The organism is Tsuneonella sp. HG249 (genome assembly GCF_053819205.1).
In genome coordinates this window covers 1-1,422 of the sequence record NZ_JBSOQY010000012.1, presented here as the reverse complement: position 1 = coordinate 1,422, position 1,422 = coordinate 1, and the positions used below count along the sequence as shown (strand labels likewise).

The 1,422-nt window shown below is 62.6% G+C and carries 1 protein-coding gene; it reads right to left on the bottom strand.

What is annotated here, in order from left to right; genetic code table 11:
* Positions 1 to 50: 50 nt before the first annotated feature.
* The gene (locus ACWPM1_RS14800; protein ID WP_006954973.1) at positions 51 to 1,265 is read right to left on the bottom strand and encodes an IS256-like element ISSpma2 family transposase; all 1,215 of its coding nucleotides are present in this window, start codon (positions 1,263 to 1,265) and stop codon (positions 51 to 53) included.
* Positions 1,266 to 1,422: the final 157 nt, after the last annotated feature.

Here is a 1,422-nt window from a genome sequence, read left to right as displayed (position 1 = left end):
GGTCGCGTCCGTCAAGGTGGTGTAATTTCGGCTGTGGCCGTGGGCCATCGTCAGGCGGCTTTGGCGGTGATGTGTAGGGGCTGATTTTCCTCCTCGATCATGGGTTGGTTGAGTTCGGCCATGCCTTCGATCTGCATGTATCGGTGCTGGAGCTGCCACTCGTCGTTCTGCTCCATCAGCACAGCCCCGACGAGGCGGATGATGCTGTCTTCGTTCGGGAAGATTCCGACGACGTCGGCGCGGCGCTTGACCTCCTTGTTGAGCCGCTCGAGCGGATTGGTTGAGTGTAACTTCGTGCGGTGCTGGGTGGGGAAGCCGGTGTAGGCGAGCACGTCGGTTTCGGCCTCGTCCATGCAGGCGCCGAGCTTGGGCCAACGGGTGCGCAACTGGTCGGCGACCTGTCGCCAGACCTGCGTTGCGCTTTTCTGATCGGGCTGCAGGAAGACCTGGCGGATCGCGGCGGCGACGACAGTGTTCTGGCCCTTGGGCACATAGGACAGGGCATTGCGCATGAAGTGCACCCGGCAGCGCTGCCAGGTGGCGCCCATGACGCGGGTGATCGCGCCCTTGAGGCCCTCGTGAGCATCGGAGATGACCAGCTTCACGCCGGTAAGACCGCGCCGAACAAGGTCCTTCAGGAAGTCGGACCAGAAGACCTCCGCTTCCGAGGGGCCGATATGCAGGCCGACGATCTCGCGCCGGCCCTCGGTGTTGACGGCCATGGCGATTATTGCGGCAACGCTGATGATCCGCCCGCCTTCGCGTACCTTGAGATAGGTGGCATCGAGCCAGAGATACGGCCATTCGCCGGTGAGCGGGCGTTTCAGAAAGGCATGGACGCGCTCGTCAATGTCCTTGCAAAGCTTGGAGACGGTGGACTTGGAGATGCCGGTCATGCCCATGGCCTGGACGAGTTCATCGACCCGCCGGGTGCTGACCCCGCCGATCCACGCTTCCTGGATCACCGCAACCAGCGCTTTCTCGACCATCTTGCGGGGCTCAAGGAAGCCCGGAAAATAGGACCCAGCACGCAGCTTGGGGATTTTCAGGTTCAGCGTGCCTACCCGGGTATCCAGCGAACGGTCGCGATAGCCGTTGCGCCAGGTCGCGCGCTCGCTGCTGCGTTCGTGGCGACCCGCGCCGATCAGGCCATCAACGTCGGCCTCCATGATCAGCTGCAGCACGTTCTCGGCGATGGTGCGCAAAAAATCCGGTTGGCCGCCCTTTGCAGCCAGCTCTTCGATCAGTAATCTGTCCTCGGTCATCGGGAACTCCTCTTCGTCACGGTTGAAGTGTGCAAACTCCACCATAACGATGAACCCGGTGGCCACCAGCGACGCCGCATTCCGGGGTGGGGCATGCCCCACCCCGGAATACACCATCGCCTACACCGGAAATTACACCACGAGCGCGGACGCTAAC